At 38.5% G+C, this 22,912-nt stretch carries 18 protein-coding genes; 4 read left to right on the forward strand and 14 right to left on the reverse strand.

The window, feature by feature from the left end; translation table 11 throughout:
• Genes narH through IPJ16_16395 form a run of 7 tightly spaced genes read right to left on the reverse strand, consistent with a single transcriptional unit; the run spans nt 1 to nt 9,728 of the window.
• Nucleotides 1–1,491, reverse strand: a complete 1,491-nt coding sequence (gene narH / locus IPJ16_16365) for a nitrate reductase subunit beta (GenBank protein MBK7628742.1) — start codon at nt 1,489–1,491, stop codon at nt 1–3.
• A gap of 20 nt (nt 1,492–1,511) precedes the next feature.
• On the reverse strand, nt 1,512–5,123 hold the full coding sequence (locus IPJ16_16370) for a nitrate reductase subunit alpha (protein MBK7628743.1): 3,612 nt from the start codon (nt 5,121–5,123) through the stop codon (nt 1,512–1,514).
• Nucleotides 5,124–5,144: 21 nt separating this feature from the next.
• Nucleotides 5,145–6,014: a cytochrome c gene (locus IPJ16_16375; protein MBK7628744.1), complete on the reverse strand. Its 870-nt coding sequence runs from the start codon at nt 6,012–6,014 to the stop codon at nt 5,145–5,147.
• Between the two features lie 42 nt (nt 6,015–6,056).
• The gene (locus IPJ16_16380) at nt 6,057–6,530 is read right to left on the reverse strand and encodes a hypothetical protein (GenBank protein ID MBK7628745.1); all 474 of its coding nucleotides are present in this window, start codon (nt 6,528–6,530) and stop codon (nt 6,057–6,059) included.
• Nucleotides 6,531–6,548: 18 nt separating this feature from the next.
• Entirely contained in the window at nt 6,549–7,427 is an 879-nt protein-coding gene (locus IPJ16_16385) for a cytochrome c (protein MBK7628746.1), read from the reverse strand.
• 4 nt (nt 7,428–7,431) lie between these two features.
• Nucleotides 7,432–8,790: a polysulfide reductase NrfD gene (gene nrfD / locus IPJ16_16390; GenBank protein MBK7628747.1), complete on the reverse strand. Its 1,359-nt coding sequence runs from the start codon at nt 8,788–8,790 to the stop codon at nt 7,432–7,434.
• 11 nt (nt 8,791–8,801) lie between these two features.
• Nucleotides 8,802–9,728, reverse strand: a complete 927-nt coding sequence (locus IPJ16_16395; GenBank protein ID MBK7628748.1) for a 4Fe-4S dicluster domain-containing protein — start codon at nt 9,726–9,728, stop codon at nt 8,802–8,804.
• 228 nt (nt 9,729–9,956) lie between these two features.
• On the opposite strand from IPJ16_16395, the gene IPJ16_16400 reads away from it, so the two are divergent.
• Nucleotides 9,957–10,928 carry a hemerythrin domain-containing protein gene (locus IPJ16_16400; protein ID MBK7628749.1) on the forward strand — a complete coding sequence of 324 codons (972 nt, stop codon included), beginning with the start codon at nt 9,957–9,959 and terminating at the stop codon, nt 10,926–10,928.
• Nucleotides 10,929–11,114: 186 nt separating this feature from the next.
• On the opposite strand, the gene IPJ16_16405 is transcribed toward IPJ16_16400, so the two are convergent.
• Nucleotides 11,115–11,564: a MerR family transcriptional regulator gene (locus IPJ16_16405; GenBank protein MBK7628750.1), complete on the reverse strand. Its 450-nt coding sequence runs from the start codon at nt 11,562–11,564 to the stop codon at nt 11,115–11,117.
• Nucleotides 11,565–11,956: 392 nt separating this feature from the next.
• Here IPJ16_16405 and IPJ16_16410 point away from each other — a divergent pair, with 392 nt between their 5' ends.
• The 3 genes from IPJ16_16410 to IPJ16_16420 all read left to right on the forward strand — a co-directional run bounded on the left by IPJ16_16410 (nt 11,957) and on the right by IPJ16_16420 (nt 17,287).
• A complete protein-coding gene (locus IPJ16_16410) occupies nt 11,957–12,451 on the forward strand; it encodes a T9SS type A sorting domain-containing protein (GenBank protein ID MBK7628751.1) in 495 nt (164 codons plus the stop codon).
• Nucleotides 12,452–12,522: 71 nt separating this feature from the next.
• Nucleotides 12,523–16,656: a tail fiber domain-containing protein gene (locus IPJ16_16415; GenBank protein ID MBK7628752.1), complete on the forward strand. Its 4,134-nt coding sequence runs from the start codon at nt 12,523–12,525 to the stop codon at nt 16,654–16,656.
• Nucleotides 16,657–16,702: 46 nt separating this feature from the next.
• Nucleotides 16,703–17,287: a sugar transferase gene (locus IPJ16_16420; protein ID MBK7628753.1), complete on the forward strand. Its 585-nt coding sequence runs from the start codon at nt 16,703–16,705 to the stop codon at nt 17,285–17,287.
• 188 nt (nt 17,288–17,475) lie between these two features.
• Here the strand turns inward: IPJ16_16420 and IPJ16_16425 are convergent, their stop codons facing one another.
• The 6 genes from IPJ16_16425 to IPJ16_16450 form a co-directional block, all read right to left on the reverse strand.
• The gene (locus IPJ16_16425) at nt 17,476–17,802 is read right to left on the reverse strand and encodes a TetR family transcriptional regulator (GenBank protein MBK7628754.1); all 327 of its coding nucleotides are present in this window, start codon (nt 17,800–17,802) and stop codon (nt 17,476–17,478) included.
• 47 nt (nt 17,803–17,849) lie between these two features.
• Nucleotides 17,850–18,026, reverse strand: coding sequence for a DUF4833 domain-containing protein (locus IPJ16_16430; protein MBK7628755.1), 177 nt, complete (start codon nt 18,024–18,026; stop codon nt 17,850–17,852).
• A gap of 66 nt (nt 18,027–18,092) precedes the next feature.
• On the reverse strand, nt 18,093–18,383 hold the full coding sequence (locus tag IPJ16_16435) for a DUF4833 domain-containing protein (GenBank protein MBK7628756.1): 291 nt from the start codon (nt 18,381–18,383) through the stop codon (nt 18,093–18,095).
• Between the two features lie 17 nt (nt 18,384–18,400).
• Nucleotides 18,401–18,643 carry a hypothetical protein gene (locus IPJ16_16440; protein MBK7628757.1) on the reverse strand — a complete coding sequence of 81 codons (243 nt, stop codon included), beginning with the start codon at nt 18,641–18,643 and terminating at the stop codon, nt 18,401–18,403.
• A 188-nt stretch (nt 18,644–18,831) separates the two neighbouring features.
• A complete protein-coding gene (locus tag IPJ16_16445; GenBank protein MBK7628758.1) occupies nt 18,832–19,542 on the reverse strand; it encodes a hypothetical protein in 711 nt (236 codons plus the stop codon).
• Nucleotides 19,512–20,240 carry a hypothetical protein gene (locus IPJ16_16450; GenBank protein MBK7628759.1) on the reverse strand — a complete coding sequence of 243 codons (729 nt, stop codon included), beginning with the start codon at nt 20,238–20,240 and terminating at the stop codon, nt 19,512–19,514. The genes IPJ16_16445 and IPJ16_16450 overlap by 31 nt, the downstream gene beginning before the upstream one ends.
• Between the last annotated feature and the right edge of the window lie 2,672 nt (nt 20,241–22,912).

Consider the following 22,912-nt stretch of genomic DNA (forward strand, 5'->3'; position numbering starts at 1 on the left):
TCAGAAGACCCTTTTTGTCTTTATTTTTTCACCAAAACCGGAATTACCTTTTCTGTCGTCCGTACTCTCTATCATTTCAATAGCTTCTTCACGGTGTTCGGGCGGGATAACAAAACGTTCATCATATTTAACAAGAGAAGTAAGACGGTAAATAGAATCTGCAATGTCAGGTGTTAATCCGGTGGACCGGAAGGCAGAATCAATAAAGGTTTTTTCGATATCATTCACAGTTACGCTTCGCCTGTGATACCTGACAGTCATCAGTTTCTTAAGAACTGTTTTTATAAGCTCCTGATTCCCGTCAGAAAAAAGATTTGCCAGGTATTGTACTGGTAACCTTGTCTCATCAATTTTCCCCCATAAGCTTTCAGTAGCAGAATCGTACATACCATTTGTGACTTTCCCAATTACCGGCAACAATGGTGGCACATAAAACAGGTTTGGCAAAGTGCGGAATTCCGCGTGAAGAGGCAATGCAATTTTCCACTCCTTCACAAACCTGTAAACAGGAGATTTTTGCGCAGCTTCTATTGTAGAATCGGCAATTCCATTCTTTTTAGCCAGCTTAATTACCCTGCTGTTATGCGGATCCAGATAAATATCTAACTGTCTGTCTATGAGCTGATCATCGGTTGATGATGCAAATTCTTCTATTTTGTCAGCATCGTATAACAATACGCCCAGATATCGGATCCGTCCAACACACGAATGCATACAGGCGGGAGCCTGCCCTGATTCTATACGCGGATAACAAAGCAGACATTTTTCCGATTTCCCTGTTGTCCAGTTATAATATGATTTTTTGTAAGGGCATGCAGTCACACATAATCTCCATGCACGACATTTATCCTGGTTAATAAGTACTATTCCATCTTCGCCGCGTTTGTATACTGCTCCGCTAGGGCATGCAGCCACGCATGAAGGGTTGAGACAATGATTGCACATTCGCGGAAGGTAGTGCATGGTCATCCTTTCAAGCTGAAACATCGATTCCTTTTCTTCAGCGCTGAGATTGTTTAAATTGATATCATTTCTTCCGTAATCCGGCGTTCCGCTCAAATCATCATCCCAGTTTGGCCCTCCCTTAACATCGATTGGGTCACCGGTTACAAGAGATATGGTCCGGGCCGATGGCTGGTCATCTCCCGGAGGGGCTTCAAATAAATGGTCATAATCATAGGTCCAAGGTTCGTAATAATCATCCATTACAGGCATATCCGGATTATGATAAAGCTTAGTCAAGCCAGTAGGCTTGCCGGCAACACGAAGTTCGAGTTTATCGCCATTTTTCACCCATCCGCCTTTATATATCTTCTGGTCTTCCCATCTTGTTGGATAACCGGTTCCCGGCTTTGTTTCAACGTTGTTCCACCACATGTATTCAGCACCCTTCCTATCTGTCCAGATATTCTTACATGCAATTGAACAGGTGTGACAGCCAATACACTTATCAAGATGAAATACCATTGCTATTTGTGATCTGATATCCATAGATTTTCAGTTTTTCCAATTTAGAATTCCAGTTTTTTCATTTTCTGAACAATAACAAAAGTATCCCTGTTAACACCAACAGGTCCCCAATAATTAAAATGATATGTGAACTGACCGTATCCTCCTGCAAGTAGGCTTGGTTTCAGCCTTAATCTTGTAAGACTATTATGGCCCCCCGATCTTTTACCTCCCCTGACTTCCGATTTAGGAACAGTATAAGTGCGTTCCGTTGCATGATAAATAAGACAGATCCCTTTTGGTATCCGTGCACTAACTATTGAGCGGGTACTGTAAACACCATAATCATTGAATACCTCAACCCAGTCGTTATCATTAATACCCAATTCTTCGGCGTCCTCTTCACTCATCCAGCATGGTCCTATTCCCCTCGAGAGGGTATGCATTCGTATATTGTCGGTGTAGGTTGAATGTATTCCCCACTTGCCATGAGGTGTCAGTACATTCAATACCAGTGACTTACCTGTAGATTCAGAGTTCTTCAAATCACCCAGGACACCCGGTTTTGGCGATGGTTTAAATGTTGGCAGGTTCTCTCCAAACTTAATATACATTTCGTGATCGAGGTAGAAATGCTGACGGCCTGTTAGAGTTCTCCATGGAACTGATTTTTCAATATTATATGTAAATCCTGCATATGCCTTTCCTTCGCCCATGGTGCCTGACCAGACAGGTGAATTAATATATCTCCTGGGCTGCGATTTCAGATCGTCGAAATTCAGTTTTACGTTTTTATTACCTTCCGACAGATCAGTGAGTTTAAGGCCTGTACGTTTCTCTGCATTTTCATAAGCCCTGTTTGCAAGGACTCCGTTAGTAAGAGACGACAAATGCAGAATGGCATTAATTACCTCTTCATCATCCTTTAGCGATGGGTAGAGTTTCCCGTTTACCTCCTGCAAATGATCCTTGTAACTGAACATCATGTCATAAAAATCGGAGCAATTAAAATTGTTACCATGTGCCCCTATCCCATTTCTGATATTAGGGCCAAGTGAAATAAACTTATTGTAAATCTGGGTAAAGTCGCGTTCCAGTACAACAATGTTATGCATTGTCTTTCCGGGTATAGGCTCACATTCATCTAAACTCCAGTCTTTTATAGTTTCCTGTGAAATTTCACCGATTGAATCATGTGCAATTGGCAGGTTGACGATATCTTTTACAGGGAGGGGGATATGAACTTTGGCAAATTCAGAGGTTACCCGTGCTATATTCTTAAAGATATCCCAGTCTGATTTGGCTTCCCATGATGGTTTAACAGCAGCCGAAAGAGGGTGAATAAACGAATGCATATCGGTACTGTTCAGATCGTTTTTCTCGTACCACGAAGCAGTTGGCAAAACAATATCTGAGTACAGAGCAGAAGTATCCATGCGAAAGTTGATATCAACGATCAGGTCAAGTTTTCCCTGCGGTGCTTCATCGTGCCATTGAACATCCTTAACAAGATCTTTTGATACTTCTGAGGCAATCGAATTGTGATGAGTCCCAAGGTAATGTTTAAGAAAAAATTCATGTCCTTTGGCACTTGACATTAATGCATTACCGCGCCATATATACCACACGCGTGGAAAATTTATCTCTGCATCCGGATTGGCAACAGAGTGGGTAAGTTTTTTGGATTTAAGCTGTTGAACAACATAATTCACGATTGCTTTGTCATCCTCTGCCCCGTTTTCAACAGCTTCCCTGGCAATCTCGAGATTATTCTTATCGTATTGCGGATAAAATGGCATCCATCCGTTCCGGACTGCTTTCACGATCATGTCGGCAGTATGTTTTTCTGTAAGTTCATTTTCAGGAACTGTATTGTAATCGCTATGGTTACCATCGTATCGCCATTGGTCAGAATTCATGTAATGCCAGATAGGGGTCTGTTGCAATCGAGAGGGTCCCTGCCAGTCCTTGGCTGCCATTATTGCGCCCCAGGAATCAACCGGAGCAAGTTTCTCCTGTCCCACATAATGGTTCATTCCACCTCCGTTCTTTCCTATACAGCCTGTAAGGGCTAGTGCCATTTGTCCGGCGCGGTATATCAGATTGCCGTGATACCAGTGGTTTATACCGGCACCAATTATAATCATGCACTTTCCCCGGGTTGCTTCAGCGGTTCTGATCCATTCGGCAGCAAACTGAAGTAATGTTTCACTTCCGATACCTGTGAACATCTCCTGCCAGGCTGGAGTATAGGCTGAATACCTGTCTTCATAATTTTCAGGGTAATCGCCCGGAAGTCCTCTGCTGACCCCATACTGGGCCATAATTAAATCATAGGCAGTTGTCACCGGTACTTTCCCGTCAATAGTATCAATCAGCTTCACCGGAACTCCCCTGAGGCGTGTTTTATCCATTGCGTAATCGGTAAATTCAACCTGAAATACATCATCTTGCCTTCCCAGAATAGTTAATATAGGGTTGTATTCCGTATTATCCTCACCATCAATAGGCAAGGTACTCCAGTTACCATCTTTTGAGTCCCAGCGATGACCAACACTTCCGCGCGGACAAACAAGCCTTCCACTCTCACCATCAATGTTCAGGAATTTCCAGTTCCCATTTTCAATATTTTTTAATTTCTCTGTTCTGTTTGCTCTCAGTAATTTACCGGGAGTATATCTGGTACCTTTTTTTTCAAGTTCTACGAGAAAAGGGCTGTCGGTATATTTTGCAGTATACTCCAGAAAGTATGGAATCTGTTTCTCATAGTGTGCCTCTTTTAAAATTATGTGAGTAACTGCCATCCAGAAGGCACCATCCTGACCTGCGTGCACAGGGATCCATGTATCGGCATACTTGGCAACCATATTAAAATCAGGTGAGAATACAACTGTTTTAGTCCCGTTATGACGAGATTCTGCAAAGAAGTGTACATCAGGGGTTCTTGTCATTGCAAGGTTAGCACCCATTACGGCAACGAATTTTGCATTGTACCAATCAGCACTTTCAGCCACATCTGTCTGCTCTCCCCACATTTCAGGAAATGAAGGAGGGAGATCGCAATACCAGTCATAGAAGCTCAGGTTCAGTCCTCCCATAAGTTGCAGAAATCGTGAACCGCTGGCATAACTGATCATTGACATAGCAGGTATTGGTGAAAAACCTGCAAGCCTGTCGGGTCCGTATTTCTGAACAGTATAAATGTTTGCGGCAGCTATCATCTGAAGTGCATCCTCCCAAGAGACGCGTCGCAAGCCCCCTTTGCCCCTTGCCTTTTGATATATTCGACGTTTAACAGGATCTTCCTGAAGGTTTTTCCATGCGGTGACAGGATCTTGCGATTTATTCTTTTCTTGCTGAAACAGATCCAGCAATGCGCCTCTCATAAGAGGGTATTTAACTCTTATGGGGCTATACAAATACCATGAAGCTGATATGCCCCTCTGGCAGCCACGTGGTTCATATGGAGGAAGGTCATTATCAAAAACCGGATAGTCAACAGCCTGGGTTTCCCAAACGACAATCCCGTCCTTAACATGAATATTCCAGCTACAACCACCGGTGCAGTTAACTCCATGAGAACTTCGGACAACCTTATCATATTGCCAGCGGCTGCGGTAAAAATCCTCCCATTTCCTGGTTTGTGGCGATATTAAATCTTTGATCCAACTCATATTATCTTGAATATCTTGTTACTATCTCGAGAATCTTTCCTGCCTCTTTAAAATTTCATCATTTACACTTTTACGTTTTCTTCTGTACCATATAAGAGCAATTGAAAGAATCAGAAAAAGGCCTGAGATTAAGGCAAAATGAAAGAACCAGGTTTTCTGAACAATAGGTTCAACCAGATTCTGTGCGTCAGCACTTTTCAGAAATAACTGCAGATATGCAATCTCTTCTTCAGTTAGTTCATTATGTTTATAGGCAATAGCCATCGATGGAAACGGAGGTACACCTATAATCCCTTTAAGTCCGGCAAACCCGTTTAACCTGGTGAAGGACTTTGAAAGATCTTTGGCAAGTGTTCCTCCCCTGGAAATGTTATTATATGAAACATTATGACAAGCAATGCAGGAAGTTCCGCCATTACTGAATCGTATACTTCCGTTAAACAAAGCAAAACCTTTATTTATATCATAAGAAGAGTTTGTTTTCAGAATTGAATCAACTTTTTGTTGCAATGCTTTCATCGCAGGGTCGATATTATTAATACCTCCAGATAAACCTCCATCTATAAATGCAAGAATTTTATTAATCTGTTCAGCAGTAAGCTTATTGTCAGGCATTGGTACATTGTTAAATTCAGTAAAAATTGCCTTTGCCTGCTGATCTCCCGATTTGAGCATTCCTACAGGCGATTGAATAAATCTTATAAGCCATTCATTAGTTCTCAGTCTTGTAACTCCTTTCAAATCTGGTCCTATCATACGACCGCCTCCGATTGAATGGCAGGCTGCACAGGGTTTGAACAATTCTTCACCCTCCTGAGCCTGAATAAAAAAAGTCGTAATGCAAAACAACAAAAGAGTAGAGAGCACACTAATTTTAATATTAATTTTCATTTCCTTTTATATGATGAGTAGGTTATAATAATTAAATTTTTCTTATACCGGAATCTCAAATTGTGTTTTCCATACAGTTGAATCGCTAATTGATGAAACAGTCACCTCAAACATTTTTCTGTTTGACTCTGAGACTGATACTCTACGTTCAATAATTTTCCCGTCACCGTTCTCTTTATGTCTGACAATATCTCCGACACGTGGCATAAAGGGATATGAAATTGTCAGACGCTGATCATCATCATCAGTTAATTTCATAGCTTCATTAAACAGAATATTTTCAAATATTTCTGCAAATTCAGAATCTGGCGTTTTCTCCTGCCCACTATTCTCTAATCCTTTAATCCATTCCATAAATATGATACTTGTGTTCTTCCTGACTTCAGTCTCAATATCTTTTTTAAATGGGCTTCTTACATGCTTATGATTTGAAAACCAATAGTCAAATCCAGGATTCAGGAATCTGGATTCAACAAGAGAGTGGTAATTGTCCGTTTCAGATTTAGCTTTAGCCATACTAATATTAGCAACGTTCTATTTGAAAAATATTTTACCTGCCTTTTTTATTTTTAACAGGTTGATAATTATATATATGATTACACCCCATACAGCCGCTAAAATTCCATTTGCCAGCAATAACAACCAGACAGGGCTTTTGTCGCGCGAGCCCCACAATGACCTCCTGCTAAATATTTCATCCTCTGTTTTCAAAGGCATTCCCCACTTTTGTTCAACGGTTACAGTTGCGTCGTTATATAAAAAGCTGTTTTCAACTTTGCTAAGTATAGTTACATTACCTTGAAAATCCCCGATGATATTATCCGGGAAAAGGACTGTAACTTTTCCATCGTTTCCCGAGAAATTTGTTTCCTGACCTAACTGCAAAAGACCAAAATCACGTTCGATATAGAAGTGTACATCAATTTCCGTTAGAGGCTGTTTAAGAGAGTCAGCGCTTCTGATAAAGGCTGTAATCGTTTTTTGTACATCGTTAGCAGTTAACTCAATTTTCAGATCCTTTGCAGGAGGCAATGATGAAGGATTTACGAGTATCCTTAAATAATTTATAACGGACCATATTTCATTATCCGACAATATCCCTTTAAAAGGAGGCATTTTATTCCTTCCTGATTTTATTTTATAGAAGATTGTTCCATCGGTCTGATTCTGAACTGTATCTGAAATTAAATCTGCGCTGGCCAGCAGCCCCTTTCCATCAGCTTTTGCACCATGACAGGCTGCACAGGAATTGATATAAACACTCTTACCGACAGAAATATTCCTTGGATTTATTTCAACAGGATTTTCCCTTCCGGCATCTTCAGCAACTACAAGCCATTCACCAGTCTGAGAGTATGAGTCCAGAGAAAAGGCAAGCATAAGAGCGCTGATAATAATCCTGACAATATGCATATTACTATTTATAATTATTTATGGTTACTGTATCAATGCCTCTTTCATGCGCTGTTTCGCTTATTGGGATAATGGGAAACACCTTTATGAATAATGATATTGCAAGAGCCACCATGGCAATACTTCCAATGGTTATACTTATCTCTGAAAATGTCGGATTATAATGGTGATATGAGAGGGGATAATTCTGAACCGGTAAATATGGATGAAGCAGAGTAGGAGTTACGATTAAATATCGTTTAAAGAATGCCCCTGTTACAACAAAAACGGCAATTATCATAAGAGGTTTCGGCTTTCTGAAGTATCTGAAGATCATAAGAATTATCGGTATTATCATTCCTGCAAACTGGACAAACCAAAAAATCAGTGCAAATTCCCCTTTAAAAAGGTCTAAAATATGCGCTCCCTCGGCTGATTTCATTTTATAGGCAGGTACCATAAATTCGTTGATGTTAAAATACAGATATAACACTGATGTAAGTACCATCAGTTTGCCCATCATATTAAAATGTTCGTTTGTAATATAATGTTTGCACTCATATCTCTGTCTGATAAAATACATTACGACAATAACGGAGGCTGCTCCTACCATAAAGGCGCCGGCAACAAAATATGGTCCGAATATAGTACTATCCCATCCAGGTCGAAGTGTCGAAGCAAATAACCAGGAAGTAACGGTATGAATCGAGAATGCTATGGGTATAATTAAAATCATTAGAGCATGTATTGATCTGTTAAGCAGCTTAATCTGATCTTCAGTCCCCTGCCATCCGAGTGAGAGTGATTTATACATGGCTTTCCGCCACCTGGGTTTATCTGACATTTTCTTACTTAGCAGTGCAATATCTGGTATAAGAGGTATGTAAAGCAACAATAAGCTTATAATCAAATAGGTATTGACAACGAGTATATCCCAGACTATTGGAGATTGAAGCCTTCCGTAAGCAAAAATATGCCAGAGCCTGTCAGGACGTCCCATATCGACAACAATGATTGCCAGTGCAACAAAAAGTGCAGACACTGCAATTATTTCAGCTATTCGTGTAAGTGGGGTTGCCCATTTGACATGACTTAGTTTTAAGATGGCAGAAATTAACGAACCAACAAGACTTACTGCGATCAGAAACACAAAATTTGCAATATATAGTCCCCATGAGGCGATGTCGCGCATGTCCGTTGTACCAAGTCCGAACTTTAACTGTCTGACATACATAACCAAAGCCAGAGCTATAAGTATTAACAAAAAACCGATCCATATTTTGAATGACTTGTTTGTTCTGTTCATTGAAACAGTAAGGTCCTTAATAATTTCCTCTAATTGTTCTTCCTTAACCTGCTCTTCCTGTCTGTATAGATCTGTCATTTATGCTGAAATTATCCGTTAGAAATTTCACTTTCCGGCAACATGGTCCTGTCTTTTGGTGGCAAATAATAAACAGAAGGAGCAGTTCCCAGGTCTTCCATTAAACGATATCCAGCATTTTTCGCAAGCAATTCACTCAGGATAACTGTATCTCCCGAGGTACCGTTGGTTACTGAATCCTGATATATATTCCCAAAATAATAAACACCATTAGGGCAGGCTGATACACAATAGGGTAGCTTCCCTTCACGAAGACAGTCTGCACTGAATGTACATTTTGTTACCGTACCCTTTTTTTGCGGAACATTCTTCTCGATATCATATGGTACATCTTTGTACTTATCTGCATCCCGCGGTTCATACCAGTTAAATGACCTGGCCGAGTACGGACATGCTGCAATACAAAATCTGCAGCCAATGCAACGCTCATTATCAATAAGTACTATGCCGTCGCTTCGTTTGAAAGTGGCATCGACCGGACATACTTTGACACATGGCGGATTATCACAATGCTGGCAGTGCTTCGGCATATAATATGGTGCAGTATGCTCACTATCCTTCATTAGCAGAACATTTAAATGATGCTGCTCCGGACGGAGCTGATGAACTGCCTGACACTTATCCATGCATTTCCTTGCATTTTTGCACCTCGCGAGATCAACTACAAGAACAAACTTCTTTCCGGGAAGACCATTACGACTTGTACTGTTGTGATCAGGTGAAAGGTTTTTATTAAGTGTTGAGATGTAAGCTGAATCAACTTCAACCAATTCATTGCTGCTATTGAGTAAAGTTACTTTTTTCCCAGATTCGGATCCGGGTGACTTACTATCACAACCCTGCGTAATGACAGAAGAAATGGATAGTGATCCCAAGCCAAGAGTGCCAATCTTCGCTAAAAAATTTCTTCTTGAGTTTTCCTTTTCAGTTTTTTTCATTTTAAGACTGTTAATCCTAATCTTTACAATTTATTAAACTTTATTTAATAATTAAACTATTGACAATTAAAACATAACCTGAAGTGAATTATTTCCGGTAAAAATTGTAAAATCCGGTTGATCACCTGTAACCCAAAAATCAAAATTATAAAATATTTTTATAAAAAGACTATAAGGTCTGATTGTATTTTATAATATTTACATAATTTTGTAATAAGATTAAACGTAATGTTCAACAAAGAGACCGAATATGCCATGCGTGGATTAGTGTATATCCAAGTGCAGAATTATGCTGGTATAAGGCCCGGGACTTATGAAATTTCACGGGAGATATGTGCTCCCCGGTTCTTTACTGCGAAGATCCTTCAACGGCTTGTAAGAATGGGATTGCTAAGGTCATTTAAAGGAAAGAATGGCGGGTTTTATTTTGATGCCGACAAACCCGAACTCACAATTAAAGAATTAATTTATGCAGTTGAAGGGGACAAGAAAATTACCGGTTGTGGATTTGGCCTTGAAATCTGCGGATCAGATAATCAATGTTCGATACATGACCAGTATGTTCCCATCAGGGAGGCTATTGAAAAACTAATTTCTACAGAAACAATCCAGTCTCTGGCTTTAAAGCAGGAAGAAGCAGGGGAAAAATTTAATTTGGAAAAAATCAATATAAAAAGACTTATGAGAAATGTAACAAAAATTTTATCAGATGAACATCAGAACATTGTCAAAGTAACCGATATTGTTTTGAATGAATGCGACCAGATGGAAAAGGGTAAAAGTACCAACAATGCATTTTTTGAAAAAGTGATTCTTTTCATTCAGAAGTATGCCGACGGATTCCACCATAAAAAAGAAGAGGATATTCTGTTTAAAACTATGCTTAGCAGTCTCGATAATATGCATTGCAACCCTATTCCTGTAATGTTAAATGAGCACGATGAAGGAAGGGAGTATGTAAAATATATGATTGAAGCCCTCAGCCAGAATAATAAGGAAGGACTAATTGAAAATGCCAGAGGATATTGCCATCTGCTGCAGGATCATATTTATAAGGAAGACAATATTTTATACCCTATGGCAGAACAATCGCTTAACGAGGAACAGAAAAAACAGGTTGAAGATTCATATAAGGAAGTTAAAGTTGTCGAATATTTAGATACAGATATTCATACGTTTATTGACAATCTAAAAAAATGAAATATTCCGGATCCTGCCTGCAGCTGTAATCCTTAAGTATTTCAAGAAATATATTATTTAGAAGAAGGATTTTAATATTCCTATAAATATGTGGATCCCAAAATATTGTAATATGTTATATCCGTAGATTTATTCCACATACAATCTTTCTTTTGAGCGAAAACAATAATGAACAGCTGAATTATATCAGGGAATAAGTGTCCTGAGAAATGATTTTACTCCCGGGTAATTTTCAACAATCCTGTAAACATCACATTCGCGACAGTCTTTATTTAAACACGATGAACCTTTTTCTGAGGCAGCCCAGCAAGGAGATTTATCACTTACATATGCTTCGCATTTTTCACGTACGGCAACATCGCAGTTCGTTACGGCCCAGCATGGAACCATTGCAAATAATGATCTTATCCCGGCAATATTTAAACCATCGTCAACCAGTAACTTGTGTATATATTTCAATCTTAAAATATCTACCTGGGAAAATAAATTCCGACCGGATTTTTTCTTAAATGGGATTATAAGTCCTTTGTCAATGTATTGTCTTATAGAATGAACTGGTATTCCGGAAAGACTTGCTGCTGTACTCAGAGTGTATACAGGAGTGGTGCTGTTAATAATATTCATTTCCGAAACCATAAATCTGGAATATTTTTTACTTCATAAAGTACAAATGTAGCTATTGTTTCAGGAAATCAACAGTATGTGTGACAAACATGTAATTATTCCCTGTTCATATTGTTAATTATTTAACAAAAAGATATTCAATATGTTATTTATCATATTACGTATATTATTCAACTATTTATTTACTTTTGATAAATATATGTGATTTCTTCAGTACCGTTTTTGAGATTTAATCAATTCATTTTTGATATTAACATATTTCACTCAATTGCGAAACTCAACCCATGCCTCACTCAAAATCCTGAAACAATTCGAAATATCAGGCTTTCAGCTCCGCCTAAAATTTGATCCAATTCAGGTTCAGATTCTCTTTGTTACATATTGAAATTAATAACTCTGATAATATGAAATCCGCTCTTCTATCTATCCTTTTAATGGTATGCGGCATACCAATCAACGCCCAGCAAGCCATCTCTTCTTCTGGCGGTAATGCTTCCGGCAGCGGTGGTTCTGTAAGTTACTCCGTTGGACAGGTGGCCTATACTAACCAAACAGGCTCAAATGGTTCAGCAATACAGGGGGTTCAGCAACCCTTTGAGATTTCTGTTGAGACCTCCATTGAGGAAGCCAATGATGTGTCCCTTGAATTCGTTGTATATCCCAATCCTGTAACAGATTACCTGATTCTTAAAATCAATGGCATCATAGAGACGCGATGCATCGCGTCTCTATACAATATAAACGGTATCATCCTGCAGACAATAAAGGTTGAAACAAATGAAACTACAATTCCAATGCAGGGATATTCGTCGGGCACCTATTTTTTAAAGCTATCGAAAACGATGCAAAATTTTGTGTCGACACGGGTAATCAAAACCTTTAAAATAGTTAAACATTGATGGTAGAGACGCCATGCTTGGCGTCTCTACACAAAACATATACAAGAATTGAATAAATTAAACAAAACCATATGAAAAAATTATTTACCCTCCTGACAGCAGTAATAATCGCTGCAACAGTTTTTTCCCAGGCCCCTTCAAAATTCAGTTATCAGGCTGTTATACGAAACTCAGGTGGAGTTTTGGTACAGAGCCAGGCAGTTGGAATTAAGATCAGTATTTTGCAGGGATCTGCAATAGGCTCCGCTGTATATGCAGAAACACACACTATTACAACTAATTCAAACGGTCTTGTAACCCTGGAGATTGGCTCAGGTTCTGTTTTTAGCGGCAATTTTGGCTCTATCGACTGGAGCAACGGGCCATATTTTCTGCTTACGGAAACAGATCCCACAGGTGGAACAAGTTACACAATAAGCGGTTCAAGCGAATTGGTAAGTGTGCCTTATGCCCTCTATGCAAAAAATGCTGAAACAGCTGATTACAATAATCTCTCAAATCTGCCAGCCTTGTTTAATGGTGCTTATAGTAGTTTAACAGGTACCCCTGTTATTCCGACAACAACCAGTCAGCTGACAAATAACTCAGGATTTCTGACTTCTTACACAGAAACTGATCCAGTTTTTTCAGGATTTATAAATATTACCTCGCCTGCAAATAACCAATTATTAAAATATAATTCTGTTTCAGGCAAATGGGAAAACTGGACTTCCAATTTTCTTACAGGTTTTACAGAAACTGATCCCTTATGGACCTCAGCCAGTTTAAACTATTACACAAAAAGCCAGACAGATGTACTTATTGCCGGTCATGCCCATGATGATGCTTCGACAACAGTAAGCGGATTTATGAGTGGAACCGATAAAACTAAACTAGACGGATTAACAAATGCAGATGGTTCTGAAACCGTAGTAACTTCTGGTACCAATGTCTCAGTTACAGGTTCCGGAACCACCGGCAGCCCATATATTATTAATGCGGCAGGAAGCAATGGCTGGAACCTGACAGGAAATGCGGGTACTGTTGATGGTACAAATTTTATTGGTACTACTGACGGAGCTCCTTTTAATATAAGGGTCAATAATCAAAAAGCCGGAAGAATAGATCCTGCTTTATTTAATTCTTTTTATGGTTTGCTGGCAGGCAATTCCAACACCACCGGAAGTGCTAACGTTGCTATTGGAAGCGGGGCACTCCGCTCCAATACCATTGGAGCAGGTAATACTGCCAGCGGAACAAATGCACTTTACTCCAATACTGAAGGACAAGGCAATACTGCAACCGGAAGTAGTGCACTCAATTCAAACACCACCGGAAACAGAAATACAGCTACCGGTCTTTTAGCTCTCAGAGCAAATACAACTGGATATTATAATACTGCAACAGGCTATGCCGCATTATATTCACAAACCACAGGATTCGAAAATACTGCCTATGGTTACCAGGCACTTAACAACCTCACAACATCATACAGAAATACAGCTACCGGATTCCAATCTCTTTATTCCAACACTGGATATGATAATGCTGGTTTTGGATATCAGGCACTTGCTGATAACACGACCGGAGTATCAAATACAGCCACCGGAAGTAATTCCAACAGGTTTAACACCACAGGGTCAGCTAATACATCAGCCGGATATTCTTCACTTTATTCAAACACACAAGGCTATTCCAATACTGCTATTGGATATCAGACGCTCTATACAAATACCACAGGAAATTCAAATACTGCATTGGGATATGATGCAGATGTAAGCACGGGTGCACTAACCAATGCTACTGCAATTGGTGCAGGCTCGATCGTAAATACGAGTAATTCCGTTCAGTTAGGCAATTCATCTGTAACAAAGGTTTATGCCGGAACAGGTAACACAGCCACACTTATTGCGGGAGGCTTGCAGATGACAGGAGGAATGCCCGGAGTAGGCAAAGTACTTACTTCAGATGCGAGCGGAGTGGCTTCATGGACAGCCCCCGCTGCAGGAGTAAATGCCGACTGGAATGCAGTTAGCGGAGCTTCAGAAATTTTAAATAAACCCGTACTTGCTATAGTTGCCACAACTGGTAGCTATACTGATTTGACCAATACGCCTGTTGTAGATGGTTCTGAAACTAAAGTACAATCCGGAGCCAATGTTTCAGTTACAGGTTCCGGTACTACCGGAAGCCCCTATATTATTAATGCAGCAGGAAGCAGTGGCTGGGGCCTCACAGGAAATGCAGGCACTGTTAATGGTATAAATTTTATTGGAACCACGGATAATGTACCATTAAACTTCAGAGTAAATGGCCAGGTAGCAGGCAAAATTTTCCCGGCAAACAATGATACATATTTTGGATACCAAACAGGTCTTGCTAATACAACCGGTAACGGAAACACTGGATTTGGACATCAGGTTCTTATATCTAACACATCTGGAAATGACAATGTTGCATCCGGATATCATGCACTAAGATATAATACAACAGGGAGCTCAAACAGTGCATATGGTACGATCGCCCATTTTTCCAACACTTCAGGAAGTAACAATACTGCAATTGGGAACGCTGCCTTATATTCTAACACTACAGGAAATTCAAATACTGCATTGGGAAACTATGCCGATGTAAGTACCGGGAGCCTGACCAATGCCACTGCAATTGGTGCTAGTGCTATTGTAACAGCTAGCAATAGTATTCAACTTGGCGATGCTGCAGTAACCCAAGTCTTTGCTGGAACAGGAACTACTGCTACGCTAATAGCAGGTGGTCTTCAAATAAAAGGTGGAACACCAGCAGCAGGCAAGGTACTCACTTCGGATGCAACAGGTGTTGCAACATGGCAGGCTGCAGGTGGAGGAGGCGGATGGAGCCTTACTGGAAATGCCGGTACTGTAGATGGGACAAATTTTATTGGTACAACAGATAATATTCCTCTCAACTTCAGGGTAAACAATCAAAAAGCCGGAAGAATTGATGGGGCACAGCAAGTTACCTTCTATGGGTATCAAGCAGGCAACTCAAATTCTACCTCAACAAACTCTGCTTTTGGCTATCAGGCGCTGTATACAAATACCTCGGGCGGGAACAATACTGCTATTGGCCGAATGTCAATGATGTATAATACTACCGGAGGTTCAAATACAGTTATGGGTAACCTGGCACTACTCTCTAATACCACTGGAGACAATAACGTAGCAATAGGTGATAATAGTGCAGTATCAAATTCTACAGGACGATATAATATTGCAATTGGTTCCTTTGCGCTTAACTCAAATTGGGTTGGATCCTACGCCACGGCTATAGGTGCGAGAGCAATGTATTATTCCAATAGCACCATGACCCCATTTACTAATTTTAATGTGGCTGTTGGATTTGAAGCCCTTAGAGGGTCAACAAATGCCGCTGCAAATACAGGAAATGCGAATACCGTAGTTGGATATCAGTCGATGTTAAGTAATACAACAGGAGTCGATAATACTGCCAGCGGATTTTCCTCCCTTTTTTCTAATACAACCGGAAATTTGAATACTTCATACGGAAGCGTTGCACTTTACTCTAATGCTACTGGAAGCAGAAATACAGCGATTGGGACTAGTGCACTTATCAATGCTACAATGAACGACAATACTGCACTTGGGAGAGGTGCCGGTAGTAATATTACAATAGGAAGTAATAATATTGCAATAGGCAGTAATGCCCAGGTACCCACACCTAACGCCAGCAACCAGGTAAGAATCGGAGATGCAAATATCACCTATGCGGGCATACAGGTGGCCTGGACAGTCACCTCAGATAAACGATTCAAATCAGACATTCAGGAATCAAACCTGGGATTGGATTTTATTACCAGCCTGAAACCTGTATCATATTCCCGTATCAACGATGTCAGCAAAAAACGTGAATATGGTTTAATTGCACAGGATCTGGAGGAATCATTGAGCATGTCAGGTGCAACCAATAATGGTATTATTGCAAAAGACGATGAGGGCATGTACAGCGTTCGTTATAATGATTTAATGGCCCCAATGATTAAAGCTATCCAGGAACAGCAACAATTGATAAAAAGTTTGCAGGAAGAAATCGGGCAGTTGAAAGGCCAGAATGAACAAAAACAGTCGATACTGAGCATACTGGAAGTCGAAAATGCTGCAATTAAATCGGATCTTGAAAATCGTTTGAAAGTACTTGAGGAGCTGATCGCAAAAACTGCACAAAAGTAATCTGGTAGGGACATTGACCTGATTTTTGAATGAATAAACGAACCTTATGCCGCCACCATTAATCAAAACAGTTATTGATTATTCTCTTACAATAATTTTTCTTCCGCTGCTCATTCCTGTAATGCTGATACTAGCTTTTATTGTCAGATTATCAGGCGAGGGTCCTGTTATTTACTCTCAGGAACGCATTGGAAGGTTCGGGAAACCCTTTTTTATCTATAAATTCAGATCGATGCACTTTGCTAATAATGGAGGAGTGCCTCTTGTATCCTGTATAAATGATAAACGATTAACAAAAATCGGAAGGTTCATGAGAAAATATAAAATTGATGAAATCCCTAATTTTATTAATGTTCTTTATGGCGAAATGTCGCTTATTGGTCCCCGCCCCGAACAAAAATATTATATTGATCAGATCGTTCTAAAAGCTCCTCAATATACATTGATTCAGACTATTAAACCAGGAATCTCCTCATGGGGTCAGGTTAAATACGGTTATGCTTCAAATGTAGATGAGATGCTGGAAAGACTTGATTATGATCTCTATTATATGAAAAACAAATCGTTATGGCTTGATCTGAAAATATTGTATTATACCATTCTGACAATTCTGAAGGGAGAAGGAATTTGAAGAGGTAAGAAAAGCAATATCCCAATCTGGAAAATTTCGTTCTAATTATTTAGCTGAGTGAGAACTTTAATAATCAGGAAATTAACATTTCCCAAGAAGAGATATGTTACAAGTTTCCCAAAACACAGAAATATGGAATTTCGATAAATTCAATCCGCTTTATTATATCCTTTAACTTTTCATTCCAATCAGCAGGGTATAACTCTTTCAGGGTTCTTTCTAATAAGTTTTTTATTATTATATAACTCAGTAATTAGAAACCATGTTGGTTTCTCAATTCCTTTTCGGGTTGTATTGATTTCAACGTTGGTATCAAAATAAAGGTCAAGTACTTTCTTAACAACTTTAGTGTACAACCTTTCCTTTGAGCGATAATAATAATGAACAGCTGATTTATTTACACCAGCCTGCATTGCAATTTGTTGAAGTGTAGTTCCGTGATATCCGAATAACATGAAGATCTTGTATGCAGAGTCAAATATTCTATCTTCTGTTTTTGCTAATTTTTTAATCATGTATTTGGTTCTAAGTTATAAGAAAGCATATGTTTCTCTTTCTGATCTTACAGAATTATTCTTTCAGTATTTTTCTTGCCATTTTCAGTCGATATACCTGAAATCTCAATATATTCGAATGATATTGGTATTCCTAAGGGATTATTGGTTGCCTTAATAAATACACTTTCAAGCTCAGAGAGTTGATTATTTATTTCTGAATAAGCCTTGTAATTGCCTGTTATTGATTTTTTACGATAATTTCAATCCGGCTGAATCTGCTATTTACTAACAGGAATGAAGATTTTGTTTCATCCATCGAAGTACATTTCAGTCAAAAATCTTCCGCTGAATAAAAGACAATTCCGCAATACTGCCATCCTCTTCATACCTTTCCAATACATCTTTACAGGCCTTTCACTATTCAGAATATTATCTGCTGAGAATTCTGCTTCAAAAATTATTGTGTTTGTATTAAACGACCTCTGAAGGTAGAACAACATTTTATCAGTCTTTGGCGGCAAAGGGTAGTAAGACTGGGCCTGAGTAGCATACAGATTGATAAATAATAGAATTCCTGTTAGCAAGTGATAATTCATCATACTTTTATTAAAAACATTTAGAAATCAAATCTGAATCTCATCCTTATGCCATATTCAGACACATTTGGATTATCCAGATATGTAAACCGTCTAACGAGATCAACCCTGAAGAATTTGAAGATATTGCTGACTCCAATGCTTCCTTCAATGTAAGGAGTTTTACCAAGTGTATAGGTATTTGGAGTACCGTTTGTCTCTACCGGCAATCTGAACAGATCGGTTTTGCAGCGAAGGATCATTGGTCTTGGTAACATTGCCATACAATGCTTTTAAAGTAATTACTTCTCTTAATTTCAAACCATTTATGACCGGAATTTTATTAAGAAAAATCCATTAAAAGAATGATCAATTAACAAGGACATATATTGGTCGGTTACAAACTCAAGAAAATTCATCATATTGTATGACTCTATCTGATAGGAGTAGGATTGGTTTGCCTGAGGTATATTCAACAACTGATACGGCACTTTCCGAAAATTTTTCCGCCACTCAATGAGACAGCCGAATAGCCCAGAACAGAGAAATAGAATCTCTTACGGATAGAAAAACGCAGGTTCTGATAGTTGTAATCATTTCCCCAGGCTTTTGAACCGGCAATGTACCGCAATTCGATAACGGGGTATTTTCCCATTATTGGGATACGGTAAGTTTTACCCTGATAAAATTTTTCGTTTGGTGCGTACCTTAAATTGATATAGAATTCAGATATACTCAAGCTGTTTACATCGTTGTATTGCGATAAATAATCTGTATAGTTGAAATAAAGTGTCCCCCCGGGTGCCTGGTTAGTAAATCTGTATCCCAGAGTGTATGAAAAATTATTCTTAAATTCATTAAGATTTTCTATTGTTAATGTTTTATTATAGAAAATTTTATCATTCACACCTCTTTTGATTGATAAGAGAAAATTATCTTCCATCAGAAATTTCATTTGCTGACCCGGAAGCTGAGTTTCGTTCTGAATGCTGATTTTCAAATTTTTTGCAGGGAATTGCATGATGTCTCTTCTCATGAACGACCATGTGCCTCCCAGGTAATACTTAAAGCGTTGATCGGTAAAGCCGTAGGCTCCATAGGTCTCTAAACTGAATCGCTTATTGAATTCATAAGTGGTCCTACCTCCAAATCTCAACCGAAAACCTTCGATTGGATTGTACATATAAAATGTACTGACCGGTCCGATTTCGAATTTGCCCAAATCTGTATATCCAAACAATACAAGGTTGCAACATTCTTTACTCGCTTAAAAGCCGGAATATTTAAAATACTATCCATTGCAGTATAAGTGCCTGCCTCGGATTTACTAAGTGGTGTTGGTCGTGATCTTTCCCAGTATTGTTTGCTGCGATCCATCGCACTATCTGTAATTTTGATCTTCTCCCCTTGACAATAGTTTTTCATTTTCGGTGGGACTGAATCTGTAATTAGTGTATTTGACAAACTTTGGCCAAATAGTCCCCTGCTTTTCTTATTAATTCCAAAATTTACAGAGGTTTGATCCGTTGACAACATCAAATTATTATTTCCTACTCTTTCATACTCCTGAATAATCTTTATGTCAGTTACCCAATTCAGGTTAATATCTTTATTTACCGACATTTCAACTCTTTTAATTGCATAGCTGCCATCCGTTGTTATATATAAGTATCCCTGAAAAAGAAAATCATTTTTATTTCGCGAACCAAAATACATTCGGGTATATTTTTCACTGCCTGATTGTATGGTATCTACTATATAATAACGGTAGAAAGTTGTTGCTGAAGAGGCAATAGGACTCAGGAACTGATTGGATACTAATAAGATATTTTCATCGTAGATGTTAATGTCCTGGTATAAATATTTGATATTTTCTTCCAATCCCTTTTATTATCAACTCCAGGAATTGTAACAACTTTATGTGCTGTTATGGCTTCTTTTACTTTCTTTGGCGAACGCAGATAGGAATAGTCCGATATTGATTCTTTCAAATATATCGGCAGGATCTTTTTCCCATTGTTTTTGACTGAATCTATATTTTCGAACACAAACTGAAAATGTCTGAAGATTTTTTTCTTCTGATAATCCTGAGTTATGTCGTTGATTGCAAATTGAACTTTCTCATATTTCTCATTTTCGAGTAGTCTAAAGCCTCAATGCTATTTTGCTTTTTATTGGCAATTACTTTTCAATTAAATCAACTGCAGCATTATTCCTATTCTGATATTTTGTTTTCTAACAACAACTTCCTGCAAAACCTGGACCGCCGGATCCATTTTAATTACTATATTTTTTTAGAATTCTTCGATAAGAAAACAATTTCAGATTTATATCCGACATATGACGCTATAACCTTGTTTTTAGAGGGTAAAAAAGTTTTTTATTGTGAGTGCAAAACCTCCCTTTAAATCCGTTATGGTTCCATCTCCATAATCTGGTAAATAGATATACATAAGCCATAGGCTCATTAGTCTGCATCGACTACAACTCCATTAAAACCTCTTTTGAATTGTTTGAGACAAACAAATCCAAAGATGTAAGGAAATAAATAAACTGAGTAATGACTTTTAAGTTCATGCTAAACGAATAGTTTTTGGAAATTTTCAGATTGATTACATACTGCCATATTCTGTTTTATGATAATTCCATTTTCTAAAAACCCAGTATTTTTGCATAGTATAGTTAAAGACAATTGATTCAAATAAATCGGTTGCAATACGGTTTGATTCTGTAATCGAATCCCAGAAATGTTGTAATAAGATATAGCCTGAAGACTTTAACAGAATACTGTTAACTACAACGAGAACAAAATTTCATTAACTGCGCTGACATTGATTTTTATAAGGAATATCCTTGGAATAGAAAGTCCATTTTTTACTAGCCAAAATTTACAATGGCTCAATCACCCCGCCTATGGCAATACTAATTGTATAATGCAAATTAAATATCTGGGTGAAGAAAACCATAATGAAGTAATCCACAGTCCACCTAGAAATGCTGAGAACTGAGCTTTTATAAATACAAGCAATTTCAGGCGATTTTCCGGTATTTGTTCTTTTTCTTTTCATTATTATCGTATTCATTTGCAAGCTTCAATAGCTTACCAGTATCTATAATATTCATTACTAACAAGATAACTGTGACTAACAGAGAGACATACTGAATTGATCCCTTAAAAGCACTTCTCCCAATAAAATCAAAGAGATGATAATTCGAACTCGGTGGGGCCAAAGAGACCAGAATCAATAGAGTATTTGCCTGTAACTTTCTGTATCGAACCGAAGTGGTGATCATTCCCAACCATACAATACCACAAAGCCAAATCCAACAATTTCCCAAGGCCCTTAGTATAAACAACAAAACCCAGCCCCATTAAAATAACTCCTAACCAATCAAATATGATGTCGAGTGCGAACCCGTACCATTTCCGTTCTTATGCCGATAGTAGGCAATTCTTCCATCGAGCGAATTGCCAACCAACTTATTGCATATCCCAGTACACCAAGCAAAAGATATGGTGGCCATATATGCAGCTAATAAAAACTCAAAAAGTAAGGAGAATATTGCTCTCCAAATCCAATACCTGTAAGCATATCCGAAACTTATCCACGAAGGAATACATTGAACTAAAAATGCCAGTGCTTTTGCTCTAGCTTTCTTAGAATATTTGTTCGTTCCCGTCAACAGAAATGAGTTCTATAATTTTGTTATGATTGAAATCTGCAGTTTCCATAGTTTTGCTTAAAATTGTTTTTGAAAACAACAGTGAAATCAAATCTTAACTTTTCAGTCATTAACCCAAACCGAAGAATATCCAACCGAAGACTGAAATAGATATTGTAATAATCAGACCCATGATAGGATTGACAAAAGAACCCAATATCCTCAAGAAATTTCGGATGATAATAAAAAGTCAGTCCCAGATTGGAGCCTGTTTAATGAAATCCGCACCCCAGCATTCAAATCACCAAACATCCACGTCGATTCGCCTTTAACCGAGATATCAGCTTTTCTTAGTATTCTCATCCGTTTTGATGGCAGCTATATATTGGAAATTGTATTATGCCAGCGAATGTTACTGGAGATTCCTTCCAACTTTTTCTCGCCCATGCCTCAGGATGAATTTGAAGAGAACTTTAAAAACGGATATGCACTTTCCCTTCGAATCGGGTGTTTATATTTGTTGTAACTGAAACCAAATTCCTGATAGTTAGTAGCAAAAATCTCCAGACTTTACATTTACTTCACCATTTTCCAGAAAAATCGCCATCCTGCCCGTTGGAAATGATGGCATAGCGTCCGAAAAGACTAAATTCTTCCATCTCTCCCATTTAACATATAATATAAGGTAATTTGAGGCATGTAACTTGGTGTGCGCATCTGATATGACCTCTCCTGATACATACGGAGAATAATTTGCGGTGTCAGGACAACCAATAATCGTGAGTTTTTACTTTCTCTGAGATAAAAATTCGGGAACTATTCACCTCAAACCACAAGGGTCTAATGTTTCCAATATCAGTTGGGGAACGTAAACATAGCTATTCCCTGGT

Source organism: Bacteroidales bacterium, from assembly GCA_016709865.1.
In the GTDB taxonomy this organism is placed as follows: domain Bacteria; phylum Bacteroidota; class Bacteroidia; order Bacteroidales; family VadinHA17; genus LD21.

Coding starts and splice junctions, on each gene's coding strand:
- IPJ16_16410 (MBK7628751.1), top strand. CDS start 11,957: ATGAAATCCGCTCTTCTATCTATCCTTTTAATGGTATGCGGCATACCA.
- IPJ16_16405 (MBK7628750.1), bottom strand. CDS start 11,564: ATGGTTTCGGAAATGAATATTATTAACAGCACCACTCCTGTATACACT.
- IPJ16_16420 (MBK7628753.1), top strand. CDS start 16,703: ATGCCGCCACCATTAATCAAAACAGTTATTGATTATTCTCTTACAATA.
- IPJ16_16425 (MBK7628754.1), bottom strand. CDS start 17,802: ATGATTAAAAAATTAGCAAAAACAGAAGATAGAATATTTGACTCTGCA.
- IPJ16_16445 (MBK7628758.1), bottom strand. CDS start 19,542: ATGTACAATCCAATCGAAGGTTTTCGGTTGAGATTTGGAGGTAGGACC.
- IPJ16_16415 (MBK7628752.1), top strand. CDS start 12,523: ATGAAAAAATTATTTACCCTCCTGACAGCAGTAATAATCGCTGCAACA.
- IPJ16_16440 (MBK7628757.1), bottom strand. CDS start 18,643: ATGGCAATGTTACCAAGACCAATGATCCTTCGCTGCAAAACCGATCTG.
- nrfD (MBK7628747.1), bottom strand. CDS start 8,790: ATGACAGATCTATACAGACAGGAAGAGCAGGTTAAGGAAGAACAATTA.
- IPJ16_16435 (MBK7628756.1), bottom strand. CDS start 18,383: ATGATGAATTATCACTTGCTAACAGGAATTCTATTATTTATCAATCTG.
- IPJ16_16375 (MBK7628744.1), bottom strand. CDS start 6,014: ATGAAAATTAATATTAAAATTAGTGTGCTCTCTACTCTTTTGTTGTTT.
- IPJ16_16400 (MBK7628749.1), top strand. CDS start 9,957: ATGTTCAACAAAGAGACCGAATATGCCATGCGTGGATTAGTGTATATC.
- IPJ16_16370 (MBK7628743.1), bottom strand. CDS start 5,123: ATGAGTTGGATCAAAGATTTAATATCGCCACAAACCAGGAAATGGGAG.
- IPJ16_16380 (MBK7628745.1), bottom strand. CDS start 6,530: ATGGCTAAAGCTAAATCTGAAACGGACAATTACCACTCTCTTGTTGAA.
- IPJ16_16385 (MBK7628746.1), bottom strand. CDS start 7,427: ATGCATATTGTCAGGATTATTATCAGCGCTCTTATGCTTGCCTTTTCT.
- narH (MBK7628742.1), bottom strand. CDS start 1,491: ATGGATATCAGATCACAAATAGCAATGGTATTTCATCTTGATAAGTGT.
- IPJ16_16395 (MBK7628748.1), bottom strand. CDS start 9,728: ATGAAAAAAACTGAAAAGGAAAACTCAAGAAGAAATTTTTTAGCGAAG.